This window comes from Luteimonas sp. gir, from assembly GCF_037198055.1.
Taxonomy (GTDB): domain Bacteria; phylum Pseudomonadota; class Gammaproteobacteria; order Xanthomonadales; family Xanthomonadaceae; genus Luteimonas; species Luteimonas citri_A.
The window spans coordinates 18,620-37,470 of sequence record NZ_JBBAXQ010000002.1; the positions used below are offsets into that span (position 1 = coordinate 18,620).

Here is an 18,851-nt window from a genome sequence, read left to right on the forward strand (position 1 = left end):
GGTGGGGGCAAACGATCAGTTCGACGAAGAACACGCTCAGTGCGTCGGTGTGCGAGGCGCATCGTCGGGCGCATCGCCGACAGCCGCGGTATCCACCGAGACGACCACCGACATGCCGGGGCGCAGGCGTTCGGCCAGTGGCTGATCGTGGTCGATCGCGATGCGCACAGGAATCCGTTGGGCGATCTTGACGAAGTTGCCGGTCGCGTTGTCTGCCGGCAGCACGCTGAACTCCGAGCCGGTCGCCGGCGAGATGCGTTCGACGTGCCCGGTGAGCTGCGCGCCGCCGAGGGCGTCGACGGTGAAGGTCGCCGGCTGTCCGACGCGCATGTCGGTCATCTGGGTTTCCTTCATGTTCGCCACCACCCAGATATCGGCCGGCACCAGCGCCATCAACTGCGTGCCGGCATTGACCAGCGCGCCCTCACGCACGGTGACCTGGCCGAGCAGACCGTCCTCGGGCGCAACGATGCGGGTGTTGTCGAGGTCGATCTTCGCCAGCCGCACCGCGGCTTCGGCGCTGGCCACCGCCGCCTCGAGACTGTCGCGATTGACGTCGACGCTGCGCGCGTCCTGCTCGGAGATCTGCAGGGCCGCGCGGGCCTGGGCGGCGGCAGCGCGGGCCTGCGCGCTGTTGGCGCGCGCAAGATCGCGATCGTGCGCCGAGATCAGCTTTTGGTCAGCCAGTTGTTCGAGCCGACGCAGGTCGATCGTGGCGACCTCGGCCTGCGCGCGCGTGGCCGCGATGTCGGCGGCGCTGCGCGCGATGCCGGCCTCGGCGCTGCGCCTGGACTGCGTGGCATTGGCCAGGGCGGCCTGCTGCACCCGCAGATTGGCCTGGGCCTGTTCGTAACGCTGGCGATAGATGCGATCGTCGATCGTGACCAGCAATTGACCACGGGTGACCGCCTCGAAGTCCTGCACAGCGACGTGGGTCACATAGCCTGTGACCTGCGGCGCGATCAGCGTCACCCGGCCACGCACCATCGCATTCTCGGTGCTCTGCACGCTGCTGCCGAACGGCGGCAGGCGCCATGCGTAGAGCACCACCAGGATGCCGGCGAGTGCGACGGCGGCGAAGGCCGCGATCTGCAACGTCCGTCGCCGGCGCGAGGGTGCCGCGGGTTGTTCGGGAGGCGAGGAGGCAGGGGTGCTCATGCGGGGTCCGGTCTCGCGGGGACGGGCGGCGCGGGCGCGCGCAGGCGCGCCCACACTCGGGAAGCGATGATCCACATCAGCGTGCAGAACGCGATGAAGGCAATCAGCAGGAAGACATCGTTGTACGCCAGCACATTGGCCTCGCGACTGGCCGCCGCCCCGAGCGCGCGCAGTGCGAGTGCATCGCGCAACGCCGGATCGGCGACCGTCGGCGCGTAGCCTTGAGCGGTTGCATGCACGCGCGCGGCAACCTGGGGATCGAGCAGGCTCAAGTGCTCGTTGAGCACGCTGGAATGGAACTTCTCGCGCATGGTCTGGAACGTGCCCAGCACGGCCGAGCCGAGCAGGCCGCCGAGGTTCTGGGTCATGCCGAACAGCACGACGAAGCTGATCAGGTTGCGCGGCTGGCTGATCACCGGGCCGATGCCGGCGATCATCATCGGCCCCAGGAAGAAGGTGCTGCCGAACGCCAACAGGAACTGGCTGAGGTACATCTGCTCGGGCCGGGTGGCATTGGTCGCCTGCGCGTCCATCAGCGCGCCGGCCATCATCAGCAGCAGTGACACCAGTACCGGTTGCCAGGTCTTGGCCGGATTGATCGTCGCCGCACTGGCGATCAGCCCGGCGACACTGCCGGCCAGCACGATCATGAACAGCGTGTGCATCTGCGCATTGCCCAGGCCCAGTGCCTGCAGGAAGCCGACCGCGCCGGTCGCCTGTTCCGACAACACGATGCGGATCAGCACGATCGCCAGCGCCAGCCGCAGCATCGCACCGGTGGCCAGCCATCGCGTGTTGAGCAGCGGACGTGCGCGGAAATGCTCGATCGCGATGGCGGCGGTCACCAGCGCGACCGATGCGGCGAGCGCCCAGCCCAGCCATGCGGTTTCGGTCCACCAGCCGATGCGGCCCTGCGCCAACACTGCGGTCAGCAGCGCGACCCCGGGCGCGAACAGGCCGAAGGTGAGGAAGTCCAGCGGCTCGAACGCTTTGTGGCGATCGCCGGGCGGCAGCTTGAGCAGCAGCACGCAGCCCAGCGCCAGCAGGGCCAGGCCCAGTTCGAACAGATAGAGGCCGCGCCACTCACCGAACTCGAGCAGGTCGGTCGAGAACACCCGCGCCAGCGGCAGCGCCAACTGTGCGATGCCCAATCCCAGCACCAGGCCGCGCAGCCGGTGCTTCTGCGGGAAGGCCTGCAGCATGTAGTACAGGCCGAGGGTGTTGAGCGCCGCGCCGGCGATGCCGTGGCCGGCTCGGACCGCGATCGCCGAGCCCAGATCGTTGACGAACAGATGCGCCAGCGTGATCAACGCGTACAGCACCAGGAACGCTTCGGTGAACAGCCGCAGGCCGAACTGCTGCCGGAACTTCACCAGCAGGATGTTCATCGACACGTTGGTCATCACATACGCCGCCGGCAACCACGCGACCTGCGCGGCGTAAGCGCCGAGCGCCCCCTGCAGATCGAGCAGGTTGGCGGTGACCAGCGCATTGCCCAGGCCGCCGGTGATCGCGATCACGAAGCCCACGACGCCGTAGGCGACGCGCATCGGTGTGGAATGCAGCGGGGTCGATGGCGATCCCGGCATCATCGGCCGCTCGTGCGGCGCCCACGCACGCGGGGCGTAGCGGTCGGCGCCGGGCGATCGTGGCGCGGAGGACGGAGCAGGCGGCGGAACGCGCGACATGGCGCGCAGTCTGGAGCCGTACCCGGTAGGCCGGCAAGGCGCCGCACATACCGGAGCGTTGCGGGCCAAACCGCTCAGAGTCCGTGTGATGGCCGCGTCGATGTCGTGCCGATCGGCGCGGGGGACAATGGCGCCCTCATCCGCAAGAGCGCCGCGATGTCCATGGTCCGTCCCCTCGTGTTTGCCTGTGCCGTGCTGCTGGCCGCGTGCTCGGAATCGGCACCGCCGACAACGCCGGATACGACCGCTGCGGCGCCGTCCACTGCGCCATCGACCGTCGCGCACGATGCGGACGCGACGGCGGGCGCCGCACGCAGCGAGGTGGCGCCGCTGTATCGGCAACTGCGCGACTTCACCGTGGCCTGCGACAACGGCCTGGCCTGCGAGGCCATCGGCGTGAATGACGGCGCGTTCGGTCTGGTGCTGCGGCTGGCGCGCGCGCCGGGCGGCGATGGCGCGCAACGGCTGCGGCTGGGCACGTCGGACGGCGCGCCCGAGCCCGCAACGCTGCGGCTCGACGGCGTGGCGGTGCCTGAGCTGGCCGCGCTGCCGTGGCAGCGCGACGATGATCGCGATGCGCTGACGCTCGACGCCCCGGCCGACATTTCGGCGTTCGTCGCGCTGGTCGGTGACGGCGCTCGGCTGTCGGCCGGCAGCGGCGAGGACGCGCCGGCGTTGTCACTGTCGGGCCTGCGCGCGGCGTTGCTGCTGATCGATGAGCATCAGCAGCGACTGGACACGCCCGGCGCCTGGGCGCGGCCCGGCGAGCGCGATTCGGCGGCTGTACCCGGCGCACCGGCGCTGCCGAGGTTGCATGCAGCGGCGCCGCCGCCGGCGCTGTCGCCGCAGGACGCCACACGGCTGGCCGCCGCAGTCCGCGCACAGGCGGCCGACGCGTTGCGCGAGGCCGATTGCAATCCGCCGCGCGACGGCTTCGACATCCGTGACCAGGACGCGGCGTATCCGCTCGATGCCGAGCACGCGCTGGTCTTCGTCGCGTGCCTGAGCGGTGCCTACCAGACCTCGAGCCTGGCCTTTCGCGTTGCGCGCGACGGCAGCAGCGCGGCGCGCATCGTGCCGCCGGGCCCGCCCGGGCTCGATGACGTCAATTTCGCGTTGCTGACCAACGCCGACTACGCGCCGGACACCGCCACGCTGTCGCATTTCGCCAAGGGGCGCGGGCTCGCCGATTGCGGCGAGGCGGCGCAGTGGCGCTACGACGGGCAAGCGTTCGTATTGGCGCAGTACGCCGAACTGCGCCGCTGCGGAGGCGCGGCGCCCGGCGATTTCCCGACGTTGTGGCGCACCGACCCGGCGCGCTGAGTGCCTCGATCGCGGGAGCGCGTCAGTCCTCGCCGATATCCTCGTTCCAGACCTGCGGGTGCGCGGCGATGAAGCCGCCGAGCAGGTCGATGCAGTCCTGGCTGTGCAGATCGATCACGTCGACGCCGTGCTCGCGCAGCCAGTCGATGCCGCCGCGGAAGGTCTGCGACTCGCCGACAACGACCGTGCCGATGCCGAACTGGCGGACCAGGCCGCTGCAGTACCAGCACGGCGCCAGCGTCGTCACCATGATCGTGTCGCGGTAGCTGCGCTGGCGGCCGGCCTTGCGGAAGGCGTCGGTCTCGCCGTGCACGGACGGGTCATCCTCCTGCACGCGGCGGTTGTGGCCGCAGCCCAGCAGCCGGCCGTCGCGGTGATAGAGCGCCGCGCCGATCGGGATGCCGCCCTCGGCCAGGCCCTGGCGGGCTTCGGCGATGGCGGTGTCGAGCAGGGCGCGGTAGTCGGGCGTGGCGATCATCGGCGGTCGTAGCAGCGCGGGGCTTGCAGTCTGACGCGCCTGCGCGGTGCGGTCGAGCGGGCGCGCCGATCGCGGCAAATTCTTAACATTCGCGTGGCAGAATCCGCGCTCCTCCCCGCGCGCGATGCAAGAACACCTATGGAATGGCTGGCCGACCCGACGATTTGGATGGGTCTGGCGACCCTGGTGGTCCTCGAGATCATCCTGGGCATCGACAACCTGGTGTTCATCGCCATCCTCGCCGACAAGCTGCCCCCCGAGCAGCGCGACAAGGCGCGGATCATCGGTCTGACCCTGGCGCTGCTGATGCGCCTGGTGCTGCTGGCGTTGCTGGCATGGATCATGAAGCTGACCGCGCCGTTGTTCTCGGTCTGGGGTAACCCGTTCTCCGGGCGCGACCTGATTTTGCTCGTCGGCGGCCTGTTCCTGTTGTTCAAGGCGACGATGGAGCTGCACGAGCGGCTCGAGGGGCGGGAGCACGACAACGGCGGCAAGAAGGCCTACGCCGCGTTCGGCGTCGTGGTCGCGCAGATCGTCGTACTCGATGCGGTGTTCTCGCTCGACTCGGTGATCACCGCGGTCGGCATGGTCGAGCATCTGGGCGTGATGTACGCCGCGGTGATCATCGCGATGGCGGTGATGATGCTGGCCAGCAAGCCGCTGACGCGCTTCGTCAGCCGCCATCCGACGGTCGTGGTGCTGTGCCTGGGCTTCCTGCTGATGATCGGCTTCAGCCTCGTTGCCGAGGGCCTGGGCTTCAAGATTCCGAAGGGCTACCTGTACGCGGCGATCGTGTTCTCGATCCTGATCGAGGCGTTCAATCAGTGGTCGCGCTACAACCGCGAGCGCCATGTGCGCCAGCTGCCGTTCCGCCAGCGCACCGCCGACGCGGTGCTGCGCCTGCTTGGCGCGCGTCCGGACACGGCAAGCGAGGGCGTCAGCGAGCCGGCCGAGCAGGCGCCCGATGGCGAGCGCCTTGAGGCGGCTGAGCACGACATGATCCGCAGCGTGCTGACCCTGGCCGAGCGGCCGGTGTCGAGCGTGATGACGGTGCGTGGCGACATCGAGTGGATCGACGCCACACGTGGGCTGGGACATGCGACCGAGCGCCTGGTGCAGTCGCCGCATACCCGCCTGCCGGTCTGCGACGGCGAGTTGGACCGCCTGCTGGGCGTGGTGCAGAGCAGCGACCTGCTGTCGAGCGTGCTGCAGGGCCGGGCGTTGAACGTGACCGAGTTCGTCCGCGAGCCGCTGGTCGTGCCCGAGGGCACGTCGACGTTGCGCGTGCTCGAACAGATCCGCGCCCATCCGATCCCGATCGCGGTCGTCGTCGACGAGTACGGCAGCATCGAAGGTATGGTCACCGCGAACGACCTGCTGGCCACGATCGCCGGCGACTTGGCCGACACCCAGGACGCCGACTATGGCGCGGTGCGCGGCGAGGACGGCGCCTGGCTGGTCGACGGCTCGATGTCGATGCAGGACCTGGCGCTGGCCACTGGCCTGAGCCTGCCGACCAGCCCGACCTATGTGACCCTGTCCGGGCTGGTGGTCCACGCCCTCGACCGGATGCCGGCCGAAGGCGACGAGGTGACCATCGATGGCCATGTGCTGCGGGTCGAATCGCTGGAACGGCGCCGGGTCGGACGCCTGCGGATCGCGCCGGCCCCGAATGAGGGATAATCGGCCCATGAGCGACGAATCCTCCAGACCCGGCACCACCCATTTCGGCTTCCGCGACGTCCCCACCGGCGAGAAGCAGAAGCTGGTCGGCCAGGTGTTCTCCTCGGTCGCAGGCAACTACGACCTGATGAACGACCTGATGAGCCTGGGCATCCACCGGGTGTGGAAGCGCTACTTCGTCGCGACCGCGCAGGTGCGCCGCGGCGACCGCGTGCTCGACCTGGCCGGCGGCACCGGCGACATCGCGGCCCTGCTCAAGAGCCGGGTCGGCGAATCGGGCGAACTGGTGCTCGGCGATATCAATGCGGCGATGCTGCGCACCGGTCGCGACCGCATGACCGATCGCGGGCAGGTGCGCGGCTTCGAGTACGTGCAGTGCAACGCCGAGACGCTGCCGTTCCCCGACAACAGCTTCGACCTGGTCACGATCGCCTTCGGGCTGCGCAACGTGACCGACAAGGACGCGGCGCTGCGCGAGATGCATCGCGTGCTGCGCGTCGGCGGCCAGGCGCGCGTGCTTGAGTTCTCCCAGGTCAAGCCTGAGTGGTTCCGGCCGCTCTACGATTTCCATTCGTTCCAGGTGCTGCCGCGACTGGGCCGCCTGTTTGCCGGCGATGCGGATAGCTACCGCTACCTGGCCGAGTCGATCCGCAAGCATCCGCCGCAGGACGAACTCAAGTCGATGATGGACGCGGCCGGCTTCGTGCGTTGCCGCTACCGCAACCTGTCGGCTGGCATCGTCGCGATCCACGACGGCTTCAAGGCCTGACACGCTGCGGCCGGCGTTGCGCCGGCCCGGGACAGCCCAACGAAGGCGCGCCGCGCCTGCTCGCAGCGTGCCGTCAGACGATTGGCCGTGAACGACGTGCCTGCGAACCGCGCGCTTTGAAGCGGCGCGTCAGAACAGCGTGGGGGCGACGTCGATGGCGCCGCGCCGCGATGCGAGCCGGTCGGCCAGCCGTGTCGGCTCGGGCAGCCGGTAGCCACGCAGGCAGCGCAGCGTCCAGTCCAGTGCGCCGTCGACGGAGACCCGGTGCCCGGGTGAGACGATCAGCGGATTGCAGCGTGCGCGGCTGCGCAGCGCCCAGCCGATGTGCGTGCCGCGGTCGCGCAGCGGCGACCGGTCGCCGGGCGCATCGCCGGGCGGTTCGAACTGCCCGGCCAGCCGCTTCTTGGCCACGCCGATACTGGCAAGGCCGGTGGCCACGCCGAAGTGCGCCGCGATGCCCAGGCGCCGCGGATGCGCGATGCCCTGGCCGTCCACGAACACCAGGTCGGGCGTCTGCGACAGCTGCGCGAGTGCGGCGAGCAGCGCCGGCAGCTCGCGGAGCTCAGCAGGCCGGGCACATAGGGCATGCGAGTCGGCAGGCGGGCGATATGGGTCTCGACTGGCTGTAGCGACTGCGCATCGAGCAGCACCACCGCGGCGCGGGTGATGTCGCCGGCCTCCTCGAACCCGACGTCGAAGCCGGCGAGCCAGCGGACGCGCGCCGGCAGCCGATCCTCGAGCACGACCTGCGCGGCCAGGCGCGATTGCAGGGCACGCGCCTGGGCGGGGCTGCCGTCCCAGTCGTCGAAAGGGGCCTTGTTCATGCGCGCATGTTGCGATGCCTCCGGTCGCCTGGGCGTGCGGATCCAGGGCATCGGCAGGCCATGCGGGGCGACGGAGTAGACTGCGCCTCGGTTCTTCCGCCGCGAGACGTTCCGTGATCCGAATTCCCCCGTTCCGTTTCCCGCAGCTGGCCTCGGTGCTGCTGCTGTCCCTGTCGGCCCTGGTGATCGGCGGCTGCAAGCCCGACGCCGGCACCGCGCCGGCACCGCCGGCCAGCGAAAAGCCGCCGGCCGAGGCCGCCGACCGCGACGAACATTCCTACGCCGAGCCCGAGAAGGTCGTCACCGAGGATCTGGCGCTGGACCTGGCGCTCGACTTCGATGCCCGCACCATCGCCGGCACCGCGACCTACACGCTGCAGTGGAAGGACCCGGCCGCGACCGAACTGGTGCTCGACACGCGCGCGCTGACGATCGAAAAGGTCGAAGGCGAGGCCGGCGGACAGTGGCAGCCGCTGCAGTACGCGCTGGCCGATGCCGACGCCACCCTCGGCAGCAAGCTGACGATCCAGGCCCCCGACCGCAATGCCCGGATCCGCGTGACCTACACCACCTCGCCCGACGCCTCGGGTCTGCAGTGGCTGACGCCGGAAATGACCGAGGGCAAGAAGCTGCCCTTCATGTTCAGCCAGTCGCAGCAGATCCATGCCCGCTCGTGGGTGCCGCTGCAGGACACGCCGGCGATCCGCTATACCTACAGCGCGCACGTGACCTCGCGTCCTGACGTGATGGTGCTGATGAGCGCGGACAACGATCCGGCCGCCCAGCGCGACGGCGACTACACGTTCAAGATGCCGCAGAAGATCCCCTCCTACCTGATGGCGATCGCCGCCGGCGACCTGGTGTTCAAGCCGATTTCCGAGCGCAGCGGCATCTGGGCCGAGCCTGCGACGATCGACCGCGCGGTCGACGAGTTCGCCGACACCGAGAAGATGATCGCCACCACCGAGCAGCTCTACGGGCCGTACCGCTGGGAGCGCTACGACCTGCTGATCCTGCCGCCGTCGTTCCCCTACGGCGGCATGGAGAACCCGCGCCTGTCGTTCATCACTCCGACCGTCATCGTCGGCGACAAGTCGCTGGTCTCGCTGGTCGCCCACGAGCTCGCGCACAGCTGGTCGGGCAATCTGGTGACGTTCGCCAGCGCCAAGCACGGCTGGCTCAACGAGGGCTTCACCAGCTACGTGGAGAACCGCATCGTCGAATCGGTCTACGGCAAGGAGACCAGCGACATGGAGTTCGTGATCGCCCGCAACGCGCTCAAGGAGAGCATCGTCTCGATGCCCGAGCCGGTGCAGGCGCTGGCGGTCAAGCCGGGCACGGTGCTCGACGCCGACGACGCGCTGAGCGCGGTCGCCTACGACAAGGGCGCCTGGTTCCTGCAGTTCCTCGAGCAGCGCTTCGGCCGTGAGCCGTTCGACGCGTTCCTGCGCGGCTACTTCGACCATTTCGCGTTCCAGAGCATCACCACCGAGCAGTTCCTCGCGTACGCGAAGGAACATCTGTTCGACAAGTATCCGGGCACGGTCACCGACGCCGAGATCCAGGAGTGGGTCTACGGCCCGGGCATTCCGGCCTCGGCGCCGCAGGTGATGTCGCGCAACTTCGGCATCGTCGACTCCGCGCGGCTGGCCTGGCTGGGCAGCGCGCAGCTGCCGCCGCGCCAGATCACCGATGCCTGGTCGACCCAGGAGTGGCTGCATTTCCTCGACAGCCTGCCGGCGACGCTGACCCGCGAGCAGATGGCCCAGCTCGACGGCGCCTACCACTTCACTGGCACGAGCAACGGCGAGATCGCGATGCGCTGGTATCCGCTGGCCGTGCGCAGCGGCTACAGCGAGGCGAATGCGGCGCTGGCCGAGTTCACCGCACGCGTCGGTCGCCGCAAGCTGATCATGCCGATCTACGACGCGCTGGTGCAGACCGAGTCCGGCCTGGCGCTGGCCAAGGAGATCTTCGCCAAGGCGCGTCCGGGCTACCACCCGATCACGACCGGCTCGGTGGAGAAGGTGATCGCGGAGGCCAAGCCGGCCCCGGCCGCCGAACCGGCCGCGCCTGCGGTCGACGAGGCTGCCCCCGCCAACTGACGGCCCACACCGTCCCACGCGGCCGCCTCCGGGCGGCCGCGTGCGTTTCGGGCGGGCGCCGCGGTGCGGACGCCTGCTACGCTGATGCGGTACGCGCCGTGATGGCGTCGCCCTTCGTCGAAGTCCGAGACCCTGCCCATGTCTGCCGTTGCCCGTTCGTTCGCTGCCGTCCTGTTCGTCGCGTCGCTGGCGCTTGCCGGTTGTCAGGACCGTGAGGCGCAGGCCGCCGCGCAGGCCCAGGCGCAGGCGCAGGCCGACGAGCAGCAGGCGGTCGCCGGCGAGCGCGACTTCGAGGCCGCCGTCGCTGCCGAGAACTGGGCGCTGGCCAAGGCCCAGGCCGACGTCCTGCTGTCGCGCTACCCCCAGACGGAGGCCGCCGGCCGCGTGCGTGCGAAGTTCGACGAGGTCCGCAGCCGCGGCGACGCGGTGCGCGAGCAGGCACGGACCGCTGCACTGTGGAGCTATGACACCCGGCCCGCGGACGGCGGGCAGCAGGTGTCGGCAGCGATCTATGCACGCGAGCCGGTCGACGTTGACGGCAGTGGCACCAAGCCCGTGCGGCTGATCTTCCGCGACCATCCGTCGTGGGGACGCAGCAGCTACCTCGTGCTGGAAGCGGGGGATTTCGACTGCTATCCCAGCTGCCGGGTCGAGGTGACAGTGGACGAGGCCGCGCCGCGCCGCATGGCGGCCAACCGGCCGCAGACCGACGAGGCGATCGCGATGTTCATCGACGACGAGAAGGCGCTGTGGCGTCTGCTCGAGGGCGCAAAGACGCTATCGATCGCGTTCCCGGTCAAGGCCGGCGGCACCCGCACGGCGGTGTTCGAAGTCGCCGGGCTGGACCGGGCACGGATGCCGGGCTGGCAGTGAGCCTGCGGCGCAACGCACTGGGACGTCCGCACTGATGGACGTGGCCATCGTCGTGGTGGTCAGTGCCTTGGCGCTGGCACTGCATGTCGTCCTGTTCGTGGTGTTCCGGCGCTGGATGGACCGCGATCTTGCGCTGTCGTTCGCCGGCGACGACCCGGCGCGGCGCGCCTACATGCTGGCGCAGTTGCAGCAGGCGAGGGCGCAGGGCGTCGGCCGGCGCGCGCTGCCGGATTGGTTGGCCCGCGCGGCGGCGAACGCGCCCAACGACGCGCCCGCTGCCTGAGGCGGCTTTTAGTTGCAGTTGGCCTGCGCGACCCGCAATTGCTGGGCGGCCGCGTCGCGTTCGCGTGCGATCGCGCGCTGCTGGCCCTCCTGCTGCGCACGCAGGCCCGAGCGGTCGGTCGGATCGGCGCCCACAGCGCCGGTCGCCGCGCGCTGCGCCTGGGTGGCGGCCAACCCGCGTTGGGCCGCGGCGACACGCTGATCCGACACCGGCTGTACGGCGCTCCGCGTGGTCTGCAGACAGCGTTCGCGCTGCGACAGCGCCGGGGTGGGCGTGACCGGGCGGGTGACATCGTTCGAGAGTTGCCGCGTCGGCTGCGGGGCGCGCAGCGTGGCTGCCGGTGGCGGAGGCGCCTGCGGGCGCAACTGCGGTGGGGCGGGCGCGGGCGCTGCGGGTCGCGCGACCGCGGCAGGCGGGGGATCGGCCGGATTGCGCAGCTGTTGCGCCACGACGGGGGTCGCGACGCCGGCGCAGACGAGCACGAGGGCCAGCAAGGGAGCGGGGCGCATGAGCGTCTTCCAAAAGCGGGGCGGACGTCCTTCCTACAGCGGCCGGGCGTACGCCGGCGTCAATGCGCCTTGCGGCCGGGCCGTTCAGCCTCAGTCGACCGCCCTCTGCGGCCGGCAGGGTGGGACGCCAGCGACCGGTGCCGGTGGCGGGGCCGGGACTTCGGCCGGGATCGCGACCTGTTCATCGGCGAGCATGCGCGCCGCGCGCCAGCCGCCCCAGCGGTAGTAGCCGACCGCCAGCAGCATCGCCACCAGCGCACTGGCCGGAAAGCTCCACCAGATCGCATCGGCGCCGAGCGTGGGCTGCAGCCAAGTGGCGAACGGCACGCGCACGCCCCACAGGGTCGCCCCCAGGATCACCAGCGGCGGCAGCACCGCGCCGGTCGAGCGCACCACGCCGAACAGCACGAAGGTCACGCCGAAAAACAGGAACGACCAGATCGCCACCCGATTGAGGTGGCGCGCGGCCTCCAGCGCCGCGCTGCCCTCTGGCAGGAACAGCGCCAGCGCGTGGCGGTCGAGGCCGATCAGCACCGCGATCAGCATGCCGGTCATCAGGAAATTGATCGCCACGCCGGTCTTGGCGACCTGGCCCACGCGGTCCCAATGGCCCGCGCCGACGTTCTGCGCCGCCATTGTCGAGCACGCAGCGCCGATCGCCATCGCCGGCATCTGCACATAGGTCCACAACTGCAGCGCGGCACCGTAGGCGGCGGTGGTCTCGATGCCGTGCGCGTTGACCATCGCGATCATTGCGATCATCGCCGCCGACAGCATCACCATCTGCAGGCCCATCGGCAGGCCCTTGGCGAGCAGCGCGCGGACGATCGTCCAGTCGGGGCGGTACAGCGCGCGCTCGTGACGGCTGATCCACAGCCGATGGCGGCGATGCCGCAGCCAGGCCAGCATCGCCACCAGCCCCAGCGCATTGGCGATCAGGTTCGCAGCCGCCGCGCCGGCCATGCCCATCTCCGGCAACGGGCCCACGCCGAACAACAGCAGCGGCACCAGCACGATGTCCAGTGCGACCACCAGCAGCAGGAACAGAAACGGGGTGCGCGAGTCGCCGGCGCCACGCAGGATCGCCGACAGGAACGCCAGCGCGTACAGGAACGGCACCGCCAGGAAGATGATCCGCAGGTAGGCCTCGGCATGCGGCAGCGCCGAGGCCGGCGTGCCCATCCATTCGAGCACCGGGCCCGAGAGCGGGAGGCCGGCGAGCGCGACGAGCACCGACACGCTCACAAAGAACGTCGCGCTGGTGCCGATCGCGCGCTTGGCCGCGGTGAGGTCGTCGCGGCCGATGGCCTGCGCGACCAGGATCGTCGCCGCCATGCCGACGCCGAACACCGCGCCCAGCAGGAAGAACAGGATGTTGTTGGCATTGGCGATCGCCGCGATCGCGTCCTCGCCCAGGAATCGGCCGATCCAGATGGCGTTGACCGAGCCGTTGAGCGACTGCAAGGCGTTGCCGCCGAGGATCGGCAGGGCGAAAACCAGCAGCGTGGTGGCGATCGGACCGCGGGTCAGGTCACGCGGGCGGTCGGTGGCGGAGGCGGCTTGGCGTCGGGACATCGGCGCATTCAAGCTGGCCCGGGATCGTGATGCAGTGAGGGCGCAGTCGGCCGGGAGCGGCGTGCGCGCGAATGGGCGGTCACGTTCAGTGAGGCCCGTCGCCACTCAGGGATCGCAAGTGACCCCGGCAAGAACCGGCACGTCAGAAAGTGCACGCTGCCCCTGGTTCTGGTTCGTGGTCGTGTCGCTCCATTCCACCCGGTTGCGCCCCGCGTACTTCCCGCGATAGAGCGCCGCGTCCGCCCCCCGCATCGCCTGCTCCAGCGAGGCATCGTCGTCGAAGCGCCCGGAAATGCCCACGGTGACGGTGCAGTGCAAGGCCTCGCCATCCGGTGCCTGGCGCAGGACCGTCGACGCCACAGTCTGGCGGATGCGCTCGGCCACGCCGCCTGCGATGGTCGCGTCGGCGCCTGGGCAGACCACGGCGAACTCCTCCCCGCCCATCCGGCACACCAGATCCTCCGTACGGACGGCCCCACGCAGGACATCGCTGATGGCGCAAAGCACGGCGTCACCCGTGTGGTGACCGTGTCGGTCGTTGATGCGCTTGAAGTGATCGAGATCGATCAGCAGCAGGCGAGCACCGTCCGGGTGCCGCGGTTGCAGCTTGAGCGCTTCGCTCAAGCCGCGGCGGTTGAGCAACTGCGTCAGCGGATCGCGCGCTGCCATCTCGCCAAGCCGGTCGGTCAGGCGACGCAGCACCAGCCAGACGATGAACGGCGGAATGATGGTCGCCAGCGAACACATGTAGACATAGAAAGCCACCTGGAAGTGGCCATCCATGTGCAGCGTCGCTAGGCCGCCGGCCAGTAACTTGGTCAACTTGATCGCATTCAGCACGCCGATGCCGCCGATCAGCGCGGCCAGCAGCAGCGCCTCGGCGCGGAGATCGCGGGCGAACGTCCGCAGGCCCGTGACCAGCACGACCACCATACCGCCGAACCACAGGGCGCAGGCCGCTGACAGCAGCGCGTAGCGCGCCACCGGTCCCCAGGCCCACGCCACCAGGATCTGCACGGCCGCATAGCCCAGCACGAGCGTGGCCAACGGCCGAAGCAGCGGTGTCGGTCGGTCGAAGAAGCGCAGACCGCCCACGCTGTAGGCCAGCAGCGCGCCGAGCGTGAGCGCGTGATTGACCACGCCCATCCAACTGCGCCCCACCGACCCTTCAAGCAACTGCAGCACGTAGGCAGCACCGAGAATCAGATTGCCCACGGCGAACGCATCTGTCCCCATCTTGTCGCGGCCCAGGCGCCTGCCGATGAGCAGGAACAACACTGAAAAGCTCAACAGGTAGGCACACAGCATGCCGACGAGAAGCTTGGCGATCATAAGGCGCTCGAAGTCGGAACAAGGGCGAAGGCTGGCCGCAGGTCTGCGCGCCGCATCCGCTGAATGGGACGCCGAAGTTCCCCCTTCGGCGCGCGCGTCTGGATGTCAGGACGGGCAGTCCTGCCCCGGCCGATCGGACGGCGACAGCTTAGTACCAGCGGCCGGGCAGCGGTGAACTTGAGCCTGCGTCGGCGTCCTGACGGTGCGCGAAGGGCTGGCCTAGGTTGCGCACGGTGCCGCTGGTCGGGTTGTCGATGCCTCGCTCGGCCTGCCTGGCGGTTGGGCGCCTGGCCGGTTGGTCGTTTCATCCCAATCCCCGCCTGCGTGGTGCATGGTGTGGGGGCATCGGTCGCCGTGCCCTTTCATCCACAAGGAGTTCGCCATGCCCGCACCCAGAATCGCCGTGCTCGTCGGCAGCCTGCGCAAGGCGTCGATCAACCGTCGCCTGGCCCACGCCCTGGAACGCCTCGCGGCGGACCGCGCCGCGTTCGTGCATGTGGAGATCGGCGATCTGCCGCTCTACAACCAGGACGACGACGATGCGCCCGCGCCAGCCGTCGTGCGCCTGCGCGACGCGGTGCGCGGCGCCGATGCCGTGCTGTTCGTGACGCCCGAGTACAACCGATCGGTGCCGGGCGTGCTGAAAAATGCCATCGACCATGGCTCGCGGCCCTACGGCCAGAGCGTGTGGGCCGGCAAGCCGGCTGGCATGGTCGGGGCCTCGATCGGCAGCATCGGCTCCGCGCTTGCCCAGCAGCATCTGCGCAACATCCTCGCCTATCTCGACATGCCGACCCTCGGACAGCCGGAGGTCTTTCTGCATGCCAAGGATGGAGTTTTCGACGACGATGGCGGCTTCGGTGCGGCCAGCCGCGACTTCATGCAGAGCTGGCTGGACGCCTACCTGGCATGGATCGCGTGTCACGGCGGGTCATCGCCCTAGGGGAGCGACAGCGCCGGTGCCCTGCCTGGTGTCCTGGCGCAAGTTTTGAATGGCGCTCGGGAGCAGCTGACGTGGCCCGTGGCCGATTCCGGTACGCTTCACGCCGCTGCACGGCTGCCTTTGTCGTGCAGGCAGCCCGTGAAGGTGACCGTCGGCAATGCGATTCGAAGTGAACCCTCTGCGTCGTGCCTGGCGGCGGTGTCTTCCAGGCGCCGCCATGCTGCTGGTGGCAATGTCCGGGTGCAGTTCGATCCTCGAATTTCCACAGAACGTGCCGAAATTCAACGACGGTTTCGGCAGTCCGCAACTCGATCATCAAGAGCGCACGGTGGATTCGGACGTCTACCTGGCGATGCCTGGCTACGGTCAGATTGTGGTCACGCTGCCACCGGGCATGACGCTGGGGCGGCAACCGCATGGCCGTCCGCCGGTGTCGGTGTCGTATGCCAAGAACCGTGCCGCTGGCCTGCGCGGGACGCGTTGGCGCAATCTGGACGTGCGTGGCGTCGCGCCCGATGCAGGTGGTGTGCTGCGCCTGCCGGTGCCCCATATCGACGGCTATCGCCCGACATCGTTGCTGGTCTGGGTGCGGACACCGGAGGCCGTGAGCGCGCGCGACATGCGCATCAACTTTGATCTGACCGAGACCTCGGTCATCGATCCGTCGGATGCCGAAAGGCACGAGGCATTCTGGATGAACCACGAAGGGCAGTGCCTGGATCGCGGGCGCATCCAGCCGATCGAGTACGCCGACCAGCCGGACGCGATGATCGATGGCCAGCGCCATCCGATCCGATTCGATACCGCCCTCGATGGGCTGTGCGTGTTCCTGTTTCCACAGCAGCAGGCGATTGTCGCGACCGACACGCCGGGCCGGGTCTTGCGCTCGCCGGTGCGTGTCCGGATCCCCAGGGTCTACCGGCATCCGCACTTCAGCAGCTACTGGCAGCCGTCTGCGTCCGACGCGCCCGCGAGCGCGGACTGATCGGACGCGGCGACCGCAATCGCGGCGAGGCGAGGTTTGCGGGGCGCTCTACGCCGCCGGCGCGGCGCCCCCGGGCTCAGCCGCCCTTGCTCTCCAGCGAGATCCAGCGCGACCACCAGCAGTAGGAACGAAACGGGGTGCGCGAGTCGCCGGCGCCGCGCAGGATCGCCGACAGGAACGCCAGCGCATACAGGAATGGCACCGCCAGGAAGATGATTCGCAAGTACGTCTCGGCATGCTGCAGTGCCGACGCCGGCGTGCCTATCCAGTTGAGCACCGGGCCCGAGAGCGGCAGGCCGGCGAGCGCAACGAGCACCGACACGCTCAGAAAGAACGTCGCGCTGGTGCCGATCGCGCGCTTGGCGGCGGCGAGGTCGTCGCGGCCGATGGCCTGCGCGACCAGGATCGTCGCCGCCATGCCGACGCCGAATGCCGCGCCCAGCAGGAAGAACAGGAAGTTGTTGGCATTGGCGATCGCCGCGAACGCATCCTCGCGCAGTAACGGGCCGATCCAGATCGCGTTGACCAGCTGTTGAGCGACTGCATCACGTTGCCGCCGAGGATGGGCAGCGCGAACGCGGACAACGTCGGCGCGATTGCGCCGCGGGTCAGGTGACGGGGGCGAGCAGGGGGGAGGCTTTACGTCGGAGCATCCACGCTTTCCAGCGAGAATAGAAGCGCGGGGCGGTGAGGACAGGAGCGGACCAGCGGCTTCCGTGCATCAAGCTAACTGCCTGCGTCAACCCAAGGACAAAAGACGTCACGCGGCGGATCTCGAACGTTAACTTGACCAACCTGACTCCGTTACTTCGGGCGCCGTTTCTCTGGCTGCGAGAGTCTTGCTGCCCCCCCCCCCCCCGCGCGCCTGGACCTGAGCTCTCAGAGGATCTTAGAAAGCGCGTATGTCGCGACATACGCCAGATTTTCTTATCGCGTCTTTAACTCCCCTTGCGATAGCTTCCGTGCTCATTCGAAAGGAGATCGAACATGGGCATTACGAATGCAGTGCTCGGCGCGGGTGGGATCGGCAACTTCGGCGCGCAGTGGAACGGCACGCTTTCAGATCCTCCAACCAACCTGGACCCTGTGGTGGCAACGGCGCCGTCACCTGACAACGTTGGTGGCGATTTCGGCGGATCCTACGGCGCGTTTTTCAGCTCGACCCTGCCCGCCTCCCCGCCCCTTGACGATCATGAGCAGCCGATCGGCCCGGATGACCCGCCGCTGGCAGTTGACCCGCAGGCGGTGTTGGCAGTCAGCCCTGAATTCGCGAAGCTGCCCCCATCCGTGTAGGAGATGATCACGCACACGCCGACGCTTGCCTTACAACTCGCCAACTTCTTCACCAGTGGCGGCACGATCGACGTGTCGCAGTCGCTCGGGGACATGACCGCTCAGTACGATCGGAACGGCCTGGTGATCAGAATCGATGCTAATACCGTGCAAACTATGATGGTCGGCACGAATACATATCCGAATGCGGACGATCTCATGCTCTCCATCGTCAGCCATGAGGCCGCACACTACATCCTCGACATGGCGGGCACGCACATTTTTGACGTAACGGGAAGTGAGGCGGCCTACCAGGCCCATCAAGCGCAGCACGAAGCACTGGCGATCGCCAACTCGATGATTGCAGCGAACGAATATGCGCTCGCGACTGGTGAAGTGCCGACGCTGATGGGCTATGGCAGTGAGAGCGTGCTTAGGCCTCACCTCAATGCGTTCCTGACGACGGGAGACTTCGACACCCTCATTAACAGTCTCTCGGGCCTCGTGCTCGATTTCCCATGGAACGGCACAGACGTCAATGGCGACGGAGTGGTCAACCAGCGCGATAAGTTTTCCCAGGAGTTCCGCAACTGGAAAGCAGAGAATGGTCTCTAAGCTTGCCTTCGCGCACTCCTTGGCCAGCCTGCTTGCGTTGGCCGCTGCCTCCTGTGCCAGCAATAGCGCGCACGGCACGCGCGGCGGCGAAAGCGCGTCCCTAAGCGGCATTCTTGAAAGGGTTGCCAAGGCAGACCCGGCAGCTCTCCATCGCGCCTCGCAGGACCTAGGGTCCTCGGGCATGAGTGCGCCACATCAGCAAGGCGCAGCTCGAGCCCTCCCAGACGCTGGCGTTTCGGGCGCTGGTGGGAATGGGAGTGACGATGTGATCTGGTTTGATCTTGCGCCAGAGCCCTGCTTCTCTGAGATCCAGGCGAGGCGCGCGCTGGCCGGTGACTGGCGGCTGCTCGCGCCGGGCGCATACGAGTACTCGAACTCTGCCTATCAGGCCAATGTCTATTTGAACCCGCAGACGCAGTGCGTGTCGAAGTTTCGG

The 18,851-nt window shown here is 68.7% G+C and carries 16 protein-coding genes and 2 pseudogenes; 10 read left to right on the plus strand and 8 right to left on the minus strand.

The genetic code is table 11. The annotated features are described in order from the left end of the window. Positions 1-36: 36 nt before the first annotated feature. Together WAF18_RS03795 and WAF18_RS03800 are read right to left on the minus strand one after the other, a co-directional pair. Positions 37-1,158 carry an HlyD family secretion protein gene (locus WAF18_RS03795; protein ID WP_337243961.1) on the minus strand — a complete coding sequence of 374 codons (1,122 nt, stop codon included), beginning with the start codon at positions 1,156-1,158 and terminating at the stop codon, positions 37-39. Next, positions 1,155-2,846, minus strand: a complete 1,692-nt coding sequence (locus tag WAF18_RS03800) for an MFS transporter (RefSeq protein ID WP_337243962.1) — start codon at positions 2,844-2,846, stop codon at positions 1,155-1,157. Before WAF18_RS03800 ends, WAF18_RS03795 begins: the two co-directional genes overlap by 4 nt. A 156-nt stretch (positions 2,847-3,002) precedes the next feature. Here WAF18_RS03800 and WAF18_RS03805 point away from each other — a divergent pair, with 156 nt between their 5' ends. After that, complete coding sequence (locus WAF18_RS03805; RefSeq protein ID WP_337243963.1) at positions 3,003-4,169, plus strand: DUF1176 domain-containing protein; 1,167 nt, start codon at positions 3,003-3,005, stop codon at positions 4,167-4,169. A gap of 22 nt (positions 4,170-4,191) precedes the next feature. On the opposite strand, the gene WAF18_RS03810 is transcribed toward WAF18_RS03805, so the two are convergent. Continuing rightward, complete coding sequence (locus tag WAF18_RS03810) at positions 4,192-4,647, minus strand: nucleoside deaminase (RefSeq protein WP_337243964.1); 456 nt, start codon at positions 4,645-4,647, stop codon at positions 4,192-4,194. Between the two features lie 138 nt (positions 4,648-4,785). Here WAF18_RS03810 and WAF18_RS03815 point away from each other — a divergent pair, with 138 nt between their 5' ends. Both WAF18_RS03815 and ubiE read left to right on the plus strand, forming a co-directional pair. After that, positions 4,786-6,330 carry a TerC family protein gene (locus WAF18_RS03815; protein ID WP_337243965.1) on the plus strand — a complete coding sequence of 515 codons (1,545 nt, stop codon included), beginning with the start codon at positions 4,786-4,788 and terminating at the stop codon, positions 6,328-6,330. 7 nt (positions 6,331-6,337) lie between these two features. Then, positions 6,338-7,099 (plus strand): bifunctional demethylmenaquinone methyltransferase/2-methoxy-6-polyprenyl-1,4-benzoquinol methylase UbiE, encoded by a 762-nt coding sequence (ubiE, locus tag WAF18_RS03820; RefSeq protein ID WP_183427793.1) that lies wholly within the window; start codon positions 6,338-6,340, stop codon positions 7,097-7,099. Between the two features lie 129 nt (positions 7,100-7,228). Here the strand turns inward: ubiE and nfi are convergent. Next, positions 7,229-7,923, minus strand: a pseudogene (nfi, locus tag WAF18_RS03825) (deoxyribonuclease V). Positions 7,924-8,036: 113 nt separating this feature from the next. Here nfi and WAF18_RS03830 point away from each other — a divergent pair. The 3 genes from WAF18_RS03830 (at position 8,037) to WAF18_RS03840 (ending at position 11,184) form a co-directional block, all read left to right on the plus strand. Beyond that, positions 8,037-10,028 carry a M1 family metallopeptidase gene (locus WAF18_RS03830; protein ID WP_337243966.1) on the plus strand — a complete coding sequence of 664 codons (1,992 nt, stop codon included), beginning with the start codon at positions 8,037-8,039 and terminating at the stop codon, positions 10,026-10,028. A 138-nt stretch (positions 10,029-10,166) separates the two neighbouring features. Beyond that, on the plus strand, positions 10,167-10,901 hold the full coding sequence (locus WAF18_RS03835; protein WP_337243967.1) for a hypothetical protein: 735 nt from the start codon (positions 10,167-10,169) through the stop codon (positions 10,899-10,901). 34 nt (positions 10,902-10,935) lie between these two features. Next, positions 10,936-11,184, plus strand: coding sequence for a hypothetical protein (locus WAF18_RS03840; protein WP_337243968.1), 249 nt, complete (start codon positions 10,936-10,938; stop codon positions 11,182-11,184). Positions 11,185-11,192: 8 nt separating this feature from the next. Here WAF18_RS03840 and WAF18_RS03845 read toward each other — a convergent pair whose 3' ends face one another. From WAF18_RS03845 to WAF18_RS03855, 3 genes are all read right to left on the minus strand, one after another. Further along, on the minus strand, positions 11,193-11,693 hold the full coding sequence (locus WAF18_RS03845; protein ID WP_337243969.1) for a hypothetical protein: 501 nt from the start codon (positions 11,691-11,693) through the stop codon (positions 11,193-11,195). 90 nt (positions 11,694-11,783) lie between these two features. Continuing rightward, positions 11,784-13,268, minus strand: coding sequence for an MATE family efflux transporter (locus WAF18_RS03850; RefSeq protein WP_337243970.1), 1,485 nt, complete (start codon positions 13,266-13,268; stop codon positions 11,784-11,786). Positions 13,269-13,373: 105 nt separating this feature from the next. Next, positions 13,374-14,546 (minus strand): GGDEF domain-containing protein, encoded by a 1,173-nt coding sequence (locus WAF18_RS03855; RefSeq protein ID WP_337244363.1) that lies wholly within the window; start codon positions 14,544-14,546, stop codon positions 13,374-13,376. A 436-nt stretch (positions 14,547-14,982) separates the two neighbouring features. Here WAF18_RS03855 and WAF18_RS03860 point away from each other — a divergent pair, with 436 nt between their 5' ends. Further along, a complete protein-coding gene (locus WAF18_RS03860; RefSeq protein WP_337244364.1) occupies positions 14,983-15,543 on the plus strand; it encodes an NAD(P)H-dependent oxidoreductase in 561 nt (186 codons plus the stop codon). 217 nt (positions 15,544-15,760) lie between these two features. Next, a complete protein-coding gene (locus tag WAF18_RS03865) occupies positions 15,761-16,528 on the plus strand; it encodes a hypothetical protein (RefSeq protein ID WP_337243971.1) in 768 nt (255 codons plus the stop codon). 98 nt (positions 16,529-16,626) lie between these two features. Here the strand turns inward: WAF18_RS03865 and WAF18_RS03870 are convergent. Continuing rightward, positions 16,627-17,140 (minus strand): annotated as a pseudogene (locus WAF18_RS03870) (MATE family efflux transporter); the annotation flags it as partial. 375 nt (positions 17,141-17,515) lie between these two features. Here WAF18_RS03870 and WAF18_RS03875 point away from each other — a divergent pair. Further along, a complete protein-coding gene (locus tag WAF18_RS03875; RefSeq protein ID WP_337243972.1) occupies positions 17,516-17,821 on the plus strand; it encodes a hypothetical protein in 306 nt (101 codons plus the stop codon). Between the two features lie 3 nt (positions 17,822-17,824). After that, a complete protein-coding gene (locus WAF18_RS03880; protein WP_337243973.1) occupies positions 17,825-18,415 on the plus strand; it encodes a hypothetical protein in 591 nt (196 codons plus the stop codon). The last annotated feature ends 436 nt before the right edge of the window (positions 18,416-18,851 follow it).